Source organism: Jujubicoccus corallicola (assembly GCF_047345645.1).
Lineage (GTDB): Bacteria > Pseudomonadota > Alphaproteobacteria > Rhodobacterales > Rhodobacteraceae > JBLEFH01.
On the sequence record NZ_JBLEFH010000006.1, the window covers coordinates 1 to 14,939 of the forward strand.

Genomic DNA, 14,939 nt, shown 5'->3' on the forward strand with positions numbered 1-14,939 from the left:
CCTCCCCCCCCCCCCCCCCCCCCCCCCCCCCCCCCCCCGGCCCCTTATTCTTTGATCTCTTTGAGATGGGCGCGGAATCGCCGGGCATTGGCTTGGTAGTTCTGCGCCGATGTTTCCAGCGCCGCGATGCTCTCTTCATCGAGCGCGCGCACCACCTTGCCGGGCGCGCCGACGACGAGCGAGCCGTCCGGGATCTCCTTACCTTCCGTGACCAGCGCCCCCGCCCCGATCAGGCAGTTCTTGCCGACCTTCGCGCCATTCAGCACCGTCGCGCCCATGCCGACCAGCGTGTTGTCGCCAATCGTGCAGCCATGGAGCATCGCCTTATGCCCGATGGTGCAATTGCGCCCGATGGTCAGCGGGAAGCCCATATCGGTGTGGCAGACCACATATTCCTGAAGATTGCTCCCGACGCCGAGGCGGATCTGCTCATTGTCGCCGCGCAGAACGCAGCCGAACCAGACGGAGCTGTCCTCTTCGAGCACGATATCCCCGATCACATGGCAATTTGGCGCGATCCACGCGCTCTTCGCCACCTGCGGCACCCGTCCTTCCAGTTCATACAGCATGATCGCCCTCCTCAAATTCGATGTTCAGCCCCTTCACAAAGGCATTCAGCCCCGGACGGCGCTCCCGCCGCAAGCGCTCCGCCGTCAGGATCGCCCGAAGCTCCGCCTCGCATTTCGCCAGATCATCATTGATCAGAACATAATCATATTCCGCCCAATGCGAAATTTCACTGCGGCTTTGCGCCATGCGGCGGGCCACCGTCTCTTCGCTGTCCTGCGCGCGGGTCCGAAGCCGGGTTTCCAGCGCAGCGATGGAGGGCGGCAGGATAAAGACCGACACCGTGTCATGGCGCAGCGGCGAGTTGCGGATCTGCTGCCCGCCCTGCCAGTCCACATCGAAAAGCACGTCGCGCCCCGCCTCGATCGCCGCCTCGACCGGCGCGCGCGGGCTGCCATAAAGATTGCCGAAGACCGTCGCATGTTCCAACATCCCGCCGGTCTCGACCAGATGCTCGAAATCCGCGCGGGATTTGAAATGGTAATCCTTTCCGTCCACCTCCCCCTCACGCGGCGCGCGAGTCGTGGCTGAAACGGAGAAATTCACCTGCGGGTCATCCTCCAGAAGCCGCCGCGAGAGGGTCGATTTGCCCGCCCCCGAAGGTGAGGACAGGATGATGAGCAAACCGCGGCGAAAATCTGGTGTGGTCATGAATGGCCCTTCTGCGACATTTGCCTTGGCTTAACGCGCAGCGCGGCGCAGAGCAATGCCCGGAGGGTGTCACAGCTAAGGCCAAATAAAGACAGAAACTTCCGCGCAAGGTTAACCAAACCTTTATAAATCATTAACTCATCACGAAAAATTCCAGTAATCTTTTGTAAGTTATTATGGCAAAGCCACATCGATTTGCTTAATCTGTTCGAGACGCCGTGATTGAGAAAACCGGGTCGATTTGGTATATGTTCGGTTAAATGCTGCCGGGACATGTCAGGAGAGGGCACCCGATGGACACAGTGCATAAGGTTCTAAGTTACTGGGAGACCCTCCGCGCCGGTCGTCGCGCGCCCTATCGTTCTGAACTCGACCCGCGCCAGATCGAAGGCACGCTGGAGCAGCTTTTCATCGTCGAGCGGCTCAACGCCGTCAATGTGCGCATCCGTCTGGCCGGCGCCTATATGTGTTCACTCGCCGGGATGGAACTGCGCGGGATGCGGCCCTCCAACCTTTTCGACATGGAGAGCCGCCCGCAATTCGAGGACGGGCTGAAAAAGATGTTCGAGACACCGGGCATCATGCGTGTGCGTTTTGCCGGGGTGCGCGAGAGCGAGGGCAAGGAAGCCGCCGACATGATCCTGATGCCGATGCTCAGCGATTTTGGCGAAATCTCCCGCGGGCTTGGGGTCATCAGCAGCCGGGTGACGGAGCTCGGCGGGCCGCAGAAACTGACCATCCAGTCGCTCTCGATCGACCGGATCATCTATGAAGAACAGGGCTTTGACAGCGCGCCCCTACCCGGTTTCGGCGAGCCCGCGCAAGCCGCCTTCGCAGGGCCGGAGCCGGGAACGCCGCGTCTGCGCACCATTCAGGGCGGCGGGCGGCGCACGCCCGCGAACACCGCTGATCTGCGGGTGGTGCCGAACGAGGATTAAACGCTTTAGCCAGATAAAGAGAAACCCGCGCTTGGCGGGTTTTGTCAGTCGCGAACCCAGTCGGTTTCCGGGATCCCTTGCAGCGCCAGAAGCGCCGTCAGATCAGAATGATCGAGCCGCGCCGTCGCCGCATCGCGCAGCGTTTTCTTCGCCTTGTAAGCCACGCCTAAACCTGCCGCCTCGATCATCGCCAGATCATTGGCACCATCGCCAACGGCCATCACGTCGCTCGCCTCAATCCCGCGCTCGGCGCAGATCTTCGCCAGCGCTTCGGCCTTGGCATCGCGCCCGAGGATGGGCCGCGCCACATCGCCGGTCAGCGTCTCGCCATCATCAAGCAGAACATTGGCCTGATGGGACAGGAAGCCCGCCGCCTCGGCCACCTTGGACGAAAACGCCGTGAAGCCGCCCGAGACCAGCGCCGTCATCGCGCCGCGCGAAGCCATGGTTTTCACCGCGACCGCCGCGCCGGGAGACAGATGCACCCGCTCGGCATAGCATTGATCGAGCGCCGACAGCGGCAAGCCTTTGAGCAGCGCCACACGCTCGGTGAGCGCGCCTTCGAAATCCAGCTCGCCCTGCATGGCCCGCTCGGTGATCTCCGCGACTTTGGCCTTGACCCCGGCATAATCGGCCAGCTCGTCAATGCATTCGACGGTGATCATCGTGCTGTCCATATCGGCGATGAGCAGCTTTTTCTCGCGCACACCATCGGGGAGCAGGTTGCAATCCACACCGCGGAGCGACACCGCCGCCGCGGCGCACGGGATCTCCACCGCCGTATCGGCCAACCGGTTCGGCGCACCGGGCGCGGCGCAACTCGCCAGCGCCGCCTCGACATGATCCGACGAGACGCCGCCAGCAGAGGTCAGAACGAGAACCGGCATCAGCGGCCTTTCCGCGTCTCTTCCATGCGGTGCGCGATGAGGAAGGCGAGCTCCAGCGACTGCTCCGCATTGAGGCGCGGATCGCAGGCGGTGTGGTAGCGCAGGCTCAGATCCTCATCCTTCACATCGCTCGCGCCGCCGGTGCATTCGGTCACATCGCGGCCCGTCATCTCGAAATGGACGCCGCCCGCATAGGTGCCTTCGGCCGCGTGAATGTCGAAGAACTCGGTGACCTCACCCAGCACGGAATCGAAGGGCCGCGTCTTGAAGCCGCTCTCCGATTTGATCGTGTTGCCGTGCATCGGATCGCAGGACCAGACGACCTTCGCGCCCTCTTCCTCAACCGCCTTGATGAGTTTCGGCAGATGGTCCCCCACCTTGCCCTGCCCGAACCGCGCAATGAGCGTGAGACGCCCGGCCTCGTTCTCCGGGTTGAGCGCGGCGAGCAGACGTTTGAGATCATCCGTCTCCATGCTCGGGCCGCATTTGAGGCCAATCGGGTTCTGAACGCCCCGGCAGAACTCCACATGCGCGCCATCGGGCTGACGGGTCCGGTCGCCGATCCAGATCATGTGACCAGAGCCTGCCACGGGCTTGCCGCTGATCGAGTCCGTCCGGCAGAGCGCTTCTTCATACTCTAGCAGGAGCGCCTCATGGGAGGTGTAGAAATCCACCTTCGCAAGCGCATCGACGCTCTCGCCCGTGATCCCGGCGGCTTCCATGAAGTCGAGACTGTCGGAAATCCGGTCCGCAAGATGCTGATATTGCGCATATCCTTCGCCGCCCGCGGCGAAATCGCTGTTCCAGCTATGGACGCGGTGAATATCCGCATAGCCGCCCTGGCTGAACGCGCGCAGCAGGTTCAGCGACGCCGCCGCCTGCGTGTAGGCGCGCAGCATCCGGGCCGGATCGGGGATCCGCGCATCCGGCGTGAAAGCGATGTCGTTGATGATGTCGCCGCGGTAGCTCGGAAGCTCCTCGCCGCCCACGGTCTCGGTCGGCGCGGAGCGCGGCTTGGCAAACTGCCCGGCCATCCGCCCGATTTTCACCACCGGCATTTTCGCGCCCCATGTCAGGACCACCGCCATCTGGAGCATCACCTTGAAGGTGTCGCGAATATTGTCGGCGCGGAACTCGGCAAAGCTCTCCGCGCAATCGCCCCCTTGCAAAAGGAACGCGCGGCCCTCGGCCACTTCCGCCAATTCCTGCTTGAGCCGTGCCGTCTCGCCCGCAAAAACGAGCGGCGGATAGGAGGCAAGCAGGGTCTCCACTTCACCCAGAGCACCCTGGTCGGGATAATCTGGCATCTGGATCCGGTCTTTCTTGCGCCAATCGCTTTTCGTCCAATCACGGGTCATGGGACTCTCCTTAAAATTATGGGCGGAGAATAGGCATCTGCGTTAGGATTGACCAGAGCCGAAACGCTGGATTTCTGCATCGCGGCAAAGTAATGTAAACGAAACTGAACGGGAGGTCATTTAATGTCAGATCAGGATCCGATTGTGATTGTCGGCGCAAAGCGCACCGCTATGGGCGGGTTTCAGGGCGCGCTGGCCCCACTGACCGCGAGCGAACTTGGCGGCGCGGCGATCCGCGCGGCGCTGGACGATGCAGGCAACCCGGAGGTGGACGAGCTTTTGATGGGCTGCGTTCTGCCCGCGGGCCAAGGTCAGGCCCCTGCCCGGCAGGCCGGGTTTCACGCCGGGCTCCCGCAGGATGTCCCCGCGACCACGCTGAACAAAATGTGCGGCTCGGGCATGAAGGCGGCGATGATGGCCTATGATCAGCTCCGCGCAGGCAATGGCGATGTGATCGTCGCGGGCGGCATGGAGAGCATGACCAACGCGCCTTACCTCATCCCGAAAATGCGCGGCGGCGCGCGGATCGGCCATCAGGTCACGCAGGATTCGATGTTCCTCGACGGGCTGGAGGACGCTTATGACAAGGGCCGTCTCATGGGCACCTTCGCCGAGGATTGCGCCCGCAAATATCAGTTTACCCGCGAGGCGCAGGACGATTATGCGCTCGGCTCGCTCGACAACGCGCTGAAGGCGACCGAAAGCGGCGCGTTCGGCAAAGAGATCGCGGCGGTCACGGTGTCCACCCGCAAGGGCGATACAGAGATCGCGACCGATGAGCAGCCGCAGAACGCCCGTCCCGACAAGATCCCGCAATTGAAGCCCGCATTTGCCAAGGATGGCACGGTGACCGCTGCCAACGCGTCGTCGATTTCAGACGGTGCGGCGGCGCTGGTGCTGATGCGCGAGAGCGAGGCGAAAGCGCAGGGCCTGCCGATCCGCGCGCGGATTTTGGGTCACGCCACCCATGCGCAGGAACCGGCATGGTTCTCGACCGCCCCCGTGCCTGCGGTGAAAAAGCTGCTGGAGCGCCTCGATTGGACTGTCGAGGATGTCGATCTCTGGGAGGTTAACGAGGCCTTCGCGGTCGTCCCCATGGCGCTGATGCAGGAGCTGAATGTGCCGCGCGAGAAGATGAACATCTATGGCGGGGCCTGCGCGCTCGGCCACCCCATCGGGGCCTCCGGCGCGCGGATCCTCGTCACGCTGCTGAACGCGCTGGAACAGACCGGCAAAACACGCGGCATGAGCGCCATTTGCATCGGCGGCGGTGAAGGCACCGCGCTGGCTATCGAAAGGGTTTGAGCATGGATTTGAATGGAATATCTGCGGTCGTCACCGGCGCCGCATCTGGTCTCGGCGCGGCCACGGCGGCGGCACTGAGCGACGCGGGTGTCAAAGTCGCGATCTTTGATCGGGATGCGGAGAAGGGCGAGGCTTTTGCCAAGGAGATCAACGGCGTGTTCTGCGAAGTTGATGTGACGGACCCCGCTTCCGTCGGCGCCGGGTTCGACAAAGCGCGCGCCGCGAATGGCCCGGAGCGGCTGGCGGTCAACTGCGCCGGTGTCGCCTTCGCCGCCAAGACGGTGGACCGCGACGGCAACCCGCATGACGCGGAGCTGTTCCAGAAAACCGTCGGCGTGAACCTGATCGGCACCTTCAACGTCGCGAGCCAAGCGGCGGCGGGCATGACCGCGCTCGACCCGCTCGATGCCGATGGCAGCCGCGGGGTCATCATCAACACCGCCTCCATCGCAGCGATGGACGGGCAGATCGGCCAGATCGCCTATGCGGCCAGCAAGGGTGGCGTCGCCGCGATGACCCTGCCGATGGCGCGAGATCTTCACCGCCTCGGGGTCCGCGTCGTCGCGATTGCGCCGGGCCTGTTCCTCACGCCGATGCTGCAAAGCCTGCCCAAAGAGGCGCAGGACAGTCTCGGCGCGCAGGTGCCCTTCCCGTCCCGCCTCGGCGATCCCGGCGAATATGCCGCGCTGGTCATGGCCGTTGCGCAGAACAACATGCTGAACGGCGAGACGATCCGTCTCGACGGCGCGCTGCGGATGGCTCCGAAATAACATGAAGATCGCGGGGTAAGGCGCGAAAATAAAACCCTAAAACGGCGCGGCGCTCTCAAAGGCGACGCGCCGTCCATCTGCCGGGTGATAGAGCTCCAGCCGCGTCGCGTGCAGGCAGAGCCGCGCGCCTTCCGTGCCATAAAACCGATCCCCGACAATAGGATGCCCTAGTTCCTTCAAGTGCACCCGCAACTGATGCGAGCGGCCCGTCAACGGCGTGAGTTCCAGCCGCGACGGCCCGATCCTGCGCCACTCCGTTCGTGCGGGTCGCCCGGTCTCATGACATACTTTTTGCAGCGGTCGGTTCGGCCAGTCACACACCAACGGCAGGTCGATCACACCGCCGACACCCGGCTTATCCTCAACCAGCGCTTCATAGGTTTTAGCCACATGCCGCCGCTCGAATTGCAGCCCCAGATGCCGCTGCGCGGGCCGGTTCATCGCAAATACCATCACGCCCGAGGTGTCCATATCGAGCCGGTGGATGAGAAGCGCGCCCTCGCCTTCCAGCCGCGTGATCAGGCAATCCGCATGAGCCGGATCCTTCCCCGGCACAGACAACAGCCCCGCCGGTTTTTCGACCACCAGCAAATCCGCGTCCCGGTGCAGCACCCGGATCGGATCGGTCGGCGGAGTGTAATGGAGGAGCGGCGCGGGTTTCATGGCGTTCTCATCTCATGATTTGCCCGCCCGGAAAAGCCGCGCGCAGAAAAAAGGGCCTCCCGATTGGGAGACCCTCCGGCGAGACGTGGGAACAATGATCCGCCTCGCCTCTCGCACAAACGCCCGGCAGGCGCTTTGGCGCGATTCAGGCCAGAGCGAACATGTCCATCTCGGCGTTCATCGGGTGATCCCAGAGATAGCCCATGCCCATATCGGCATGGGTCAGCACCTCGTAATCATCGCCGAAGATCGCGCTGTTGGCGTCCGCATAGGCTTCCATGGCCGGGACCAGCAGGCTGTCGTAAAGACCCGCATCAATCGCCAGATGCTGCACATCATCGAGGATCAGCGGCGCGTCGGAGATGAAATTATCGCCGAGAATGCCTTCGAGGATCTCGCTGCCCGCTTCGGACACCATGCCGATCGGGATCATCACCAGCTCCACGTCATGCGCGATATGCGCCGCAGTATATTGCTGATTGGCCACGAGAATTTCGCCCAGACCATCCTTGAGGATATAGGCCACGCAATCGAGATCGCCGCTCGCCACCGCATCGAGACTGTCGCCCACGGTGCTCGCCACGGTCTCGACCGCCTGGCCCGCCTCGGCCACCATCATCATGGCGTGATGCGCGACGATTTCCACCGCATCGGTCGCATCGTCAACGATGGTCGCGAGGCCCGCCGTCACGCCGTTAATCACCGGAATATGCGCGGTGCTATCGGCGATGACATTGCCCACATGGCTCAGCCCTTCATCGACGACACTCACCGCGGTGCTGATGCCATTGGCCAGCCCGGTCGCCACATTTTCCACCACATGACCAGCAAATGAGAGCAACCCGCTAAACGGATTCGTAAAAGAAAAACCCATACCCACTACTCCTTTTCTTCTAAGACTTTTGAAGCGTTAACCTTCCGTTAACACGTGGCTGGTTAAAAAATTACATGTCGATTCGCAACGCATAATGTCCTGAAAACATTGCACTTTGTTCTTAAAATTTTAAAATAAAACTCTTCCGAAAAAGCGCGATATATTGGCGCAGCCAAGCGCGCCTTCCGCGCGGAATAAGGCAAAGGTTAACGATGCCGCAATGCGGCAGATTGTCATTTGGAAGATGGGAAAGGCGCCGACGGCATCGGAAACCGATAGACGGTCAAGCGCGGCTCTTTTTTCAGGAAAACACCACATGAAAAGACGTGGTGGGGAGGGCTGGATTCGAACCAGCGTAGGGTTGCCCCGACGGATTTACAGTCCGTTGCATTTGACCGCTCTGCCACCTCCCCGGTGGTGCGTGGAGGGACTGATACGGGAGGTGCAAAGCGGCGTCAACAAGAGAAGTCCAAATTTTTGGGACTCGCTTGCACAAAGCGCCGCAATCGGTCACACCCGCGCTATGGCACAGAAAAAACCTCAATGGGTGATCGACAAGGAGCGCAGCAAAGCCGGGCCGGAACGGGTTTGGCTGTTTGGCATCCATGCGGTGCGCGATGCGCTGATGAACCCGAACCGCAAGAAGCACCGTCTAATCCTCACGCTCAACGCGGCGAACAAGCTGGAGGACGCGCTGGCGGCCAGCCGGATGACGCCGGAGATCGCGGATGCGCGCAAATTCAACGCGCCGCTCGATCCGCAATCGGTACATCAGGGCGCGGCGGTGGAAGTCTCCCCGCTCGATTGGGGATCGGTGTCGGAGCTGTGCCGGATCGACAATGACGCGCCGCGGGTGCTGCTGCTCGACCGGGTGACGGACCCGCATAATATCGGTGCGATTCTGCGCTCGGCGGAGGTGTTTGGCGCGCGGGCAGTCATTGCGCCGCATCGGCACAGTGCGCCGGAAACCGGGGCGCTGGCGAAAACCGCCTCGGGCGCGCTGGAGCGGCAGCCCTATCTGCGGGTCAAGAACCTCGCCAACGCCATGAACGCGCTGAAAGAAATGGGCTATTTCATCCTCGGCCTCGATGGCGAGGCGGAGGAAACGGTGGCCGACGTTCTCGGCCAGCTTCCCGATGTGCCGCTGGCGCTCGCGCTTGGTGCGGAGGGTCCGGGGCTGCGGCAACTGACCCGCGAGACCTGCCACAAACTCGGCCGCCTGCCCGCGCAAGGCAGCTTCGGCTCGCTCAATGTGTCGAACGCCGCCGCCGTCGCGCTCTATGCAAGCTTGCCGCGCGGCGCGTAAAGGCGCATCATTCCAGCATCATTTCGGAAACAGGGGCGCAGATGGCTGATATTGATGAGATTCTCACCCGCACCAAAACGATTGCGCTGGTCGGGTTTTCGCCCAAGCCCGAGCGGGCGTCCCATGCGGTCGGCCATTATCTCGCGCATCACGGCTATCGCGTGATCCCTATCAATCCCGGCATTGCGGGGGAGAAACACCTCGGCGAGATCACCTATGCGTCGCTCGCGGATATTCCGGATGAAATTCACGTGGATATGGTCGATATCTTCCGCCGCTCCGAGGATATTCCCCCCGTGGTCGGCGAAGCGCTCGCGGCCTTTCCCGATGGCGAAGGGCGAACGATCTGGATGCAGCTTGGGATCCAGAATGAAGAAGCGGCGCAGGTTGCCCGCGCCGCCGGTTGGGATGTGGTGCAGAACAAATGCACCAAGATCGAACATAAGCGCTTGGAGAAAAGCGGCTAATTACTCGATACCATAGGTGATCTGGACCGTGCTGGAGATGGTGAGCTCGCCCGCCGCGATTGGTGTTTTCGCCGACGAATCTTCGGCCATCGCCATCCGTCCCACGGCCACCACCGGCACCGGGCCGGAGCGCCCGCCGATATTAATGCTCTCCACATCGCCCAATGTCACACCCGCCGCTTCGGCGAGAAGCTCCGCCTTGCGGCGCGCATCGACCACCGCCGCCTGCATTGCCTCGTCGCTGAGCGGCGCGCGGTCCTCGATGTCAAACCCGATATCCTGAATGTCATTCGCACCAAGGCTTGTCAGCGTGTCCAGCGTCTCGCCCATCGTGTCGATATCGCGCAGCCGGATCGCCAGCGTGTTCTGCGCCTCGTAGCCCTCAAGCTGCGGCTGGCTCCGTTCGGGGTAGCTATAGACCGGGCCAAGGCGCAGCTGACTCGTCTGCATATCCTCGGGCGCGATCCCGGCCTCTTCCAGACCGCTGAAAATCTGCGACATTTTCTCCGCCGCCGCTTGCATGGCCGCCTCCGCTGTGTCCGCTTCCTCGCGCACGCCGAGACGAATGGTCGCGAAATCAGGGCTCGCGGTCACTTCACCCTCGCCGGTCACGCTGATAAGGCGCGGCGGGCTCTGCGGCGCGCTTTCCTGCGCAAAACCCGCAAAAGGCAGCGCAAGAAGCGCGACTGTAAGGGAAGATTTAACCAATTTTTTCATAATGAGAACTCCTTATGCGGCGTCATCCTGCGCGCCCGGCCCGCCCTCGTCCACTCACCTTTTTGTCACATTTTTGGGGTTCTTCTGGCCATGAGCGATGCCGCGATTTATAGTGCTGGGAAACGGTCCGTGACGTGGCCGAAAGAGGTAATCGGGCGGAGAACTGCCCGCGAGCAGAGGCTTATTATGATTGCAAAACGCACGCCGTTGATTCTGGCCACGCTCCTTGGAAGCGGGCTGACCGCCGCGCCGATGGTCCTCGCGCAGGATATGACACCGCGCGCCCGGCCCGCCGGGATCAGCGCGCCTTCCGAACCGAGTGCGGAACCCGCTGCCGCGCCAGCCACCAGCGCCGCCTCGGCCAATCCCATCATGACACCGCGCGCTCGCACCTCGCCGCCAGCCCGGCCCGCTGCGTCTGCGAACTCGGGCAACCCCAGCACCGCCGGTTTGCGGCCCGAACCGCGCCCGGAGGATGCGGAAAGCGCGTCCGGGGACGCTCCGGCGCAAGCGCCTTCCGGGTCGGTGAATATGGCCGATCTCGATGGCGGGCTGAAACCGCAAGCCCGGCCCGAAACCCGCGAGCGCCCGGAACCTGCGGAGGAAGAGACCCGCACCGCGTCGCTGACCCCAGTGCCTGACGGCGTGATGACACCGCGCGAGCGGACCGCCGCGATGCAGCGCCGGTGGGATGAGCAGCGCGAGCGCGCCTCGCGTCCGGCCTCGACCCCGCGTCCTGCGCCGCAGCCGGAACCGGAACCCGCGCCCGCACCGGCGCGCCAACCCGATCCGGCCCCGCGTCCCGCACCGACTCCGACACCGGCGCCGGCGCCAACCCCGGCTCCCGCTCCCGCGCCCACGCCGGCACCAACACCCGCCCCGACCCCGGCTCCGCAGCAGGCGACCCCTGCTCCGCAGCAGGCGACCCCTGCTCCGCAACAGCCCTCGCAACCCTCGGCGGGCAGCAATCGCGGGATTCGGATCATCGGGATCTTCGGCGGCTCCGGCGCGCGCCGCGCCATGTTGCGCATGCCCGACGGCAAATTCGTCCGGGTCGAGCCGGGCCAAACCGTCGGCGGCTGGACCGTGGCGGACATCACCGCCAGCACGGTGCAGCTCACCGCCTCGGGCGGACGCAGCGCCACCCTCGGCCTGCAATAATCGCAAATGCGCCGCCTCCGGGCGGCGTTTTCATGCCGCATCCGGCCCTTTGCGTGGCGCATGTCACAGACCTGCCGCGCGGGTCTGCTAGACTGCGGCGAAAAGGAGCGGCCCATGCGAATCCTCAACTGGAATATCGAATGGATGAACAACTGGTTCTCGGGCAATGCGGAGCCGGTCTGGGGAAGCAAACTCGCGCCTGATGATCCCGGCTCGCTCTGGCCCGATGAGGCGCGGGAGGTCGCGGGCCGCGTCGCCCGCGTGATCGGGAACATCGCGCCGGATCTCATCTGCCTTCAGGAAGGGCCGAGCGCGATTCAGGAGATGGGGCTCTTCATCACCGATTTCCTCGATGACAACTATGAGGCGCTCATCGCCGCCGATGGCGGAGCCCAGAAAATGTATGTCCTGCGGCGCAAGGATGGCGGGATCGCGGCGATGGATTACGCCACCGACGAGGTGACGCGCGCCCTGCAAATCCCGTGGGACGCCGATGTGAATGGCGACATGATGCTGGAGGCGTATGACTTCACCCGCCTGCCCCTCGTCGTCGATATCGACCCCATTGGCAGCGCGCCGGTCCGGGTCGCCGTGATGCATGCCAAATCGAAATATGTGCATAACGGGCAAGCGAAATATCTCGACCCGGCGACCCGGCAAAGCTTCATCGTCGAGGCGCTGGAGGCCCGCCGCCGCATCTCCGCCGAAGGGTTCATGATGCGGACCTATCTCGACGCGCTGGTCGCCAATGACCCCGAAGCGCGGGTGGTCGTCGCGGGTGATCTCAATGATGGCCCCGGCTCGGATCTCTTCGAGCGACACTATCTCACCCACAACCTGACGGACATCCTGCTCGGCAGCACCTTCTACCCGGACCTGCTTTTCGATCACCCGCTCCTGCGCCATGTCGAAACGCCGTCCCTCTTCACCGCCCGTTTCGATGATTTCATCGACGGGGTGCAGGACCGCCCGCTTCTGCTCGATCATTTTCTGGTCTCACCGGGCCTGAAATCCCATGTCAGCAATGCCAGGATTGCCCATGAGATTTTCGATGCCGAGGTCGAGGGCAGCGGCCGCCGCCGCACCGAGCGGCCAAGCGATCACCGCCCGATCTGGCTCGATCTCGACGGCCCGCTGGCGGCCATGGTTTAAAGCAAGAGCACGCCCGCAAGCCCGAGGAAGGCGAAGAAACCGACCACATCGGTCACGGTGGTCACGAAGGTGCCGGAGGCCAGTGCCGGGTCCGCCCCGAATTTGTCGAGAACAATGGGGATGAGAATCCCCGCCAGCCCGGCGACGAAGAGGTTAATGACCATCGCCACGGCCAGCACCACGCCAAGCATCGGCATCCCGAACCAGATCGTGCCGATGATCCCGATAATGATCGCGAAGGCCGCGCCGTTCAAAAGCCCCACGATCCCTTCGCGGCGGATCACCCGCCAGGCGTTGGTGCCCGTGAGATCGCGCGTTGCCAGACCGCGCACCGCGACGGTGAGCGACTGCGTGCCCGCATTCCCGCCCATGGAGGCGACAATCGGCATCAGCACCGCCAGCGCCACAATCGCCTGCAAAGTCGATTCGAACATCGAGATCACCAACGAGGCCACAATCGCCGTAATGAGGTTCACCGCCAGCCACGGAAAGCGCAGGCGGGTCGTCTCCCAAATGCTGTCGGAAATCTCTTCATCGCCCACACCGGCGAGGCGCATCATGTCCTCTTCCGCTTCATCTTCAAGGACTTCCATCGCATCGTCGATGGTGATCACCCCGATCAGCCGCCCGTCCTCATCGACCACCGGGGCCGTGACCATGTGATACTGGTTGAACGCATAGGCCACATCTTCCTGCCGCTGATCGACCGGGATGGTGCGGAAATCCTCGTCCATCAGATCGACCAGCTTGGCGTCGCGCGGCCGCGCCATGATCTGCCCAAGCTTGACCGACCCGAGGGGCCGCATCCGCTCATCCACGATATAGACCGAATAGAACTCGTCCGGCAGATCGTCATTGGCCCGAAGCGCGTCGATCGTATCGCCCACGGTCCAATGCGGCGGCGCCAGCACCAGCTCGCGCTGCATCATCCGGCCCGCCGTCTCCTCGGGATAGGTCAGCGATTGCTCGACGGCGACCCGGTCCGCCGCATCAAGCGCATCGAGGACATGCGCCTTGTCGGCGTCCTCCATATCCGCGATCAGGTAAACAACATCGTCGGTCTCAAGATCCTTGACCGCAGCGGAGAGGAGTTCCGGCGGCAGATCCTGCAAAATCTGGTCCCGCGCGCCCTCTTCCAGCTCCGACAGCACATCGCCGTCCAGATCCTCGCCCCAAAGCGTCAGCAGCTTGAGACGGTTTTCCTGATTCCACTGCTCCAGAAGGTCGGCGATATCCGCCGCATGCTCGCCATCAAGCAACGCCAGCAGCCGGTCGCGATCCTCATTCTCAACCGCTTCCCAAATCGCCGCGACCGTCGCCGCTTTCAACTCATAGGCATCCGCATCTTCGATCACGTCGGCGAGGTCCATTTCACTCATGGGCGATTCTCCTGAAGGCGTTGGCGATGTTGGGCTGGGAACGGGACGTCCACGCGTCTTTTAGCAAAGGGATGGCGCTGTAGGAAGGTGGTTTTGGTGTGGCGGTGAAGAATTCACCTGCGACGTTTTGGATAGTTTTCGGGGTGGAGGGGCGGTGTTTTCGGGGAACCGCCCTCCTCTATTCAATCCGGCCCCGAAACGGGAAGATGCCTCAAAGCTCTAGCGTGCCAGCAACACGCGCCGCAGCGCAAACAGCGCGATGATCGGCAGACCGACCGCGATAAAAGCGGACCCGTCATTCAACGACGCCCAGATGATGCCGATGAAACTCGCCGCAAGCATCAGCGCTGATTTTGCTCGAACGGACCCAGTACTGCGCGGGTCGTCTTGCCCCACAAATCCGCGCGGCGATGCCACCGTAAGGATCAGGCCGGTCAGAAAGATCGTGACGAGCACAGCGTGATAGGAAACGCCTTCAAGGCGCGCTGCACTATCGCTCGCACCAAACCGATATAGCCCGATGATCAACGGCGTGATCACAATCAGATGGAGATTGATCTCGAGGAAAATCGGATTGAAGGGCGCCCGTGCGCTCCGCAGGCCAATCAAAACGAGAAGCGCGAGCGCGCATCCCGTCCAGCCTGCCGCCTCAAGATCGCCAGTGGCGCGCCAGATCGCCATAAACACCAAAGAAGGCAGCGCTTCGATGAGGTCGATTTGCCATGGTTTCAATCGGTCAGGCAT

At 63.0% G+C, this 14,939-nt stretch carries 16 protein-coding genes and 1 tRNA gene; 7 read left to right on the top strand and 10 right to left on the bottom strand.

The window, feature by feature from the left end; translation table 11 throughout:
• Positions 1-44 precede the first annotated feature (44 nt).
• Both ACMA5I_RS09650 and gmk read right to left on the bottom strand, forming a co-directional pair.
• The gene (locus ACMA5I_RS09650; protein WP_525886292.1) at positions 45-572 is read right to left on the bottom strand and encodes a gamma carbonic anhydrase family protein; all 528 of its coding nucleotides are present in this window, start codon (positions 570-572) and stop codon (positions 45-47) included.
• Positions 559-1,218: a guanylate kinase gene (gmk, locus tag ACMA5I_RS09655; protein WP_525886059.1), complete on the bottom strand. Its 660-nt coding sequence runs from the start codon at positions 1,216-1,218 to the stop codon at positions 559-561. Before gmk ends, ACMA5I_RS09650 begins: the two co-directional genes overlap by 14 nt.
• A 293-nt stretch (positions 1,219-1,511) precedes the next feature.
• Here gmk and ACMA5I_RS09660 point away from each other — a divergent pair, with 293 nt between their 5' ends.
• Entirely contained in the window at positions 1,512-2,156 is a 645-nt protein-coding gene (locus ACMA5I_RS09660) for a PAS domain-containing protein (protein WP_525886060.1), read from the top strand.
• Positions 2,157-2,200: 44 nt separating this feature from the next.
• Here the strand turns inward: ACMA5I_RS09660 and serB are convergent, their stop codons facing one another.
• Positions 2,201-3,043, bottom strand: coding sequence for a phosphoserine phosphatase SerB (gene serB, locus ACMA5I_RS09665; protein WP_525886061.1), 843 nt, complete (start codon positions 3,041-3,043; stop codon positions 2,201-2,203).
• Positions 3,043-4,401 (bottom strand): class II 3-deoxy-7-phosphoheptulonate synthase, encoded by a 1,359-nt coding sequence (locus ACMA5I_RS09670; RefSeq protein ID WP_525886062.1) that lies wholly within the window; start codon positions 4,399-4,401, stop codon positions 3,043-3,045. The genes serB and ACMA5I_RS09670 overlap by 1 nt, the downstream gene beginning before the upstream one ends.
• A gap of 123 nt (positions 4,402-4,524) precedes the next feature.
• Between ACMA5I_RS09670 and ACMA5I_RS09675 the strand changes: the two genes are divergently transcribed.
• Positions 4,525-5,706, top strand: coding sequence for a thiolase family protein (locus ACMA5I_RS09675; RefSeq protein ID WP_525886063.1), 1,182 nt, complete (start codon positions 4,525-4,527; stop codon positions 5,704-5,706).
• 2 nt (positions 5,707-5,708) lie between these two features.
• On the top strand, positions 5,709-6,476 hold the full coding sequence (locus tag ACMA5I_RS09680) for an SDR family NAD(P)-dependent oxidoreductase (protein WP_525886064.1): 768 nt from the start codon (positions 5,709-5,711) through the stop codon (positions 6,474-6,476).
• A gap of 36 nt (positions 6,477-6,512) precedes the next feature.
• On the opposite strand, the gene ACMA5I_RS09685 is transcribed toward ACMA5I_RS09680, so the two are convergent.
• From ACMA5I_RS09685 to ACMA5I_RS09695, 3 genes are all read right to left on the bottom strand, one after another.
• Positions 6,513-7,139 (bottom strand): RluA family pseudouridine synthase, encoded by a 627-nt coding sequence (locus tag ACMA5I_RS09685; RefSeq protein WP_525886065.1) that lies wholly within the window; start codon positions 7,137-7,139, stop codon positions 6,513-6,515.
• Between the two features lie 145 nt (positions 7,140-7,284).
• A complete protein-coding gene (locus ACMA5I_RS09690) occupies positions 7,285-8,013 on the bottom strand; it encodes a hypothetical protein (protein WP_525886066.1) in 729 nt (242 codons plus the stop codon).
• Positions 8,014-8,340: 327 nt separating this feature from the next.
• Positions 8,341-8,426 (bottom strand) — tRNA-Tyr (locus tag ACMA5I_RS09695).
• A gap of 110 nt (positions 8,427-8,536) precedes the next feature.
• Here ACMA5I_RS09695 and rlmB point away from each other — a divergent pair.
• Both rlmB and ACMA5I_RS09705 read left to right on the top strand, forming a co-directional pair.
• The gene (gene rlmB, locus ACMA5I_RS09700; protein ID WP_525886067.1) at positions 8,537-9,319 is read left to right on the top strand and encodes a 23S rRNA (guanosine(2251)-2'-O)-methyltransferase RlmB; all 783 of its coding nucleotides are present in this window, start codon (positions 8,537-8,539) and stop codon (positions 9,317-9,319) included.
• Between the two features lie 41 nt (positions 9,320-9,360).
• The gene (locus ACMA5I_RS09705; protein ID WP_525886068.1) at positions 9,361-9,786 is read left to right on the top strand and encodes a CoA-binding protein; all 426 of its coding nucleotides are present in this window, start codon (positions 9,361-9,363) and stop codon (positions 9,784-9,786) included.
• Here ACMA5I_RS09705 and ACMA5I_RS09710 read toward each other — a convergent pair whose 3' ends face one another.
• Positions 9,787-10,503, bottom strand: a complete 717-nt coding sequence (locus ACMA5I_RS09710) for an SIMPL domain-containing protein (RefSeq protein WP_525886069.1) — start codon at positions 10,501-10,503, stop codon at positions 9,787-9,789.
• A gap of 186 nt (positions 10,504-10,689) precedes the next feature.
• On the opposite strand from ACMA5I_RS09710, the gene ACMA5I_RS09715 reads away from it, so the two are divergent.
• Together ACMA5I_RS09715 and ACMA5I_RS09720 are read left to right on the top strand one after the other, a co-directional pair.
• A complete protein-coding gene (locus ACMA5I_RS09715; RefSeq protein WP_525886070.1) occupies positions 10,690-11,664 on the top strand; it encodes a hypothetical protein in 975 nt (324 codons plus the stop codon).
• Between the two features lie 114 nt (positions 11,665-11,778).
• On the top strand, positions 11,779-12,816 hold the full coding sequence (locus ACMA5I_RS09720) for an endonuclease/exonuclease/phosphatase family protein (RefSeq protein WP_525886071.1): 1,038 nt from the start codon (positions 11,779-11,781) through the stop codon (positions 12,814-12,816).
• On the opposite strand, the gene mgtE is transcribed toward ACMA5I_RS09720, so the two are convergent.
• Both mgtE and ACMA5I_RS09730 read right to left on the bottom strand, forming a co-directional pair.
• Complete coding sequence (mgtE, locus tag ACMA5I_RS09725; protein ID WP_525886072.1) at positions 12,813-14,195, bottom strand: magnesium transporter; 1,383 nt, start codon at positions 14,193-14,195, stop codon at positions 12,813-12,815. The genes ACMA5I_RS09720 and mgtE overlap by 4 nt on opposite strands.
• A gap of 219 nt (positions 14,196-14,414) precedes the next feature.
• Positions 14,415-14,876, bottom strand: coding sequence for a hypothetical protein (locus tag ACMA5I_RS09730; protein WP_525886073.1), 462 nt, complete (start codon positions 14,874-14,876; stop codon positions 14,415-14,417).
• Positions 14,877-14,939 lie beyond the last annotated feature (63 nt).

Bases quoted from the DNA above. Each gene is read 5' to 3' on its own strand.
- ACMA5I_RS09705 (WP_525886068.1), top strand. From the start codon at position 9,361: ATGGCTGATATTGATGAGATTCTCACCCGCACCAAAACGATTGCGCTG.
- ACMA5I_RS09670 (WP_525886062.1), bottom strand. From the start codon at position 4,401: ATGACCCGTGATTGGACGAAAAGCGATTGGCGCAAGAAAGACCGGATC.
- ACMA5I_RS09690 (WP_525886066.1), bottom strand. From the start codon at position 8,013: ATGGGTTTTTCTTTTACGAATCCGTTTAGCGGGTTGCTCTCATTTGCT.
- rlmB (WP_525886067.1), top strand. From the start codon at position 8,537: ATGGCACAGAAAAAACCTCAATGGGTGATCGACAAGGAGCGCAGCAAA.
- ACMA5I_RS09720 (WP_525886071.1), top strand. From the start codon at position 11,779: ATGCGAATCCTCAACTGGAATATCGAATGGATGAACAACTGGTTCTCG.
- ACMA5I_RS09675 (WP_525886063.1), top strand. From the start codon at position 4,525: ATGTCAGATCAGGATCCGATTGTGATTGTCGGCGCAAAGCGCACCGCT.
- ACMA5I_RS09730 (WP_525886073.1), bottom strand. From the start codon at position 14,876: ATGGCGATCTGGCGCGCCACTGGCGATCTTGAGGCGGCAGGCTGGACG.
- ACMA5I_RS09660 (WP_525886060.1), top strand. From the start codon at position 1,512: ATGGACACAGTGCATAAGGTTCTAAGTTACTGGGAGACCCTCCGCGCC.
- serB (WP_525886061.1), bottom strand. From the start codon at position 3,043: ATGCCGGTTCTCGTTCTGACCTCTGCTGGCGGCGTCTCGTCGGATCAT.
- gmk (WP_525886059.1), bottom strand. From the start codon at position 1,218: ATGACCACACCAGATTTTCGCCGCGGTTTGCTCATCATCCTGTCCTCA.
- ACMA5I_RS09685 (WP_525886065.1), bottom strand. From the start codon at position 7,139: ATGAAACCCGCGCCGCTCCTCCATTACACTCCGCCGACCGATCCGATC.
- ACMA5I_RS09715 (WP_525886070.1), top strand. From the start codon at position 10,690: ATGATTGCAAAACGCACGCCGTTGATTCTGGCCACGCTCCTTGGAAGC.
- ACMA5I_RS09680 (WP_525886064.1), top strand. From the start codon at position 5,709: ATGGATTTGAATGGAATATCTGCGGTCGTCACCGGCGCCGCATCTGGT.
- ACMA5I_RS09710 (WP_525886069.1), bottom strand. From the start codon at position 10,503: ATGAAAAAATTGGTTAAATCTTCCCTTACAGTCGCGCTTCTTGCGCTG.
- mgtE (WP_525886072.1), bottom strand. From the start codon at position 14,195: ATGAGTGAAATGGACCTCGCCGACGTGATCGAAGATGCGGATGCCTAT.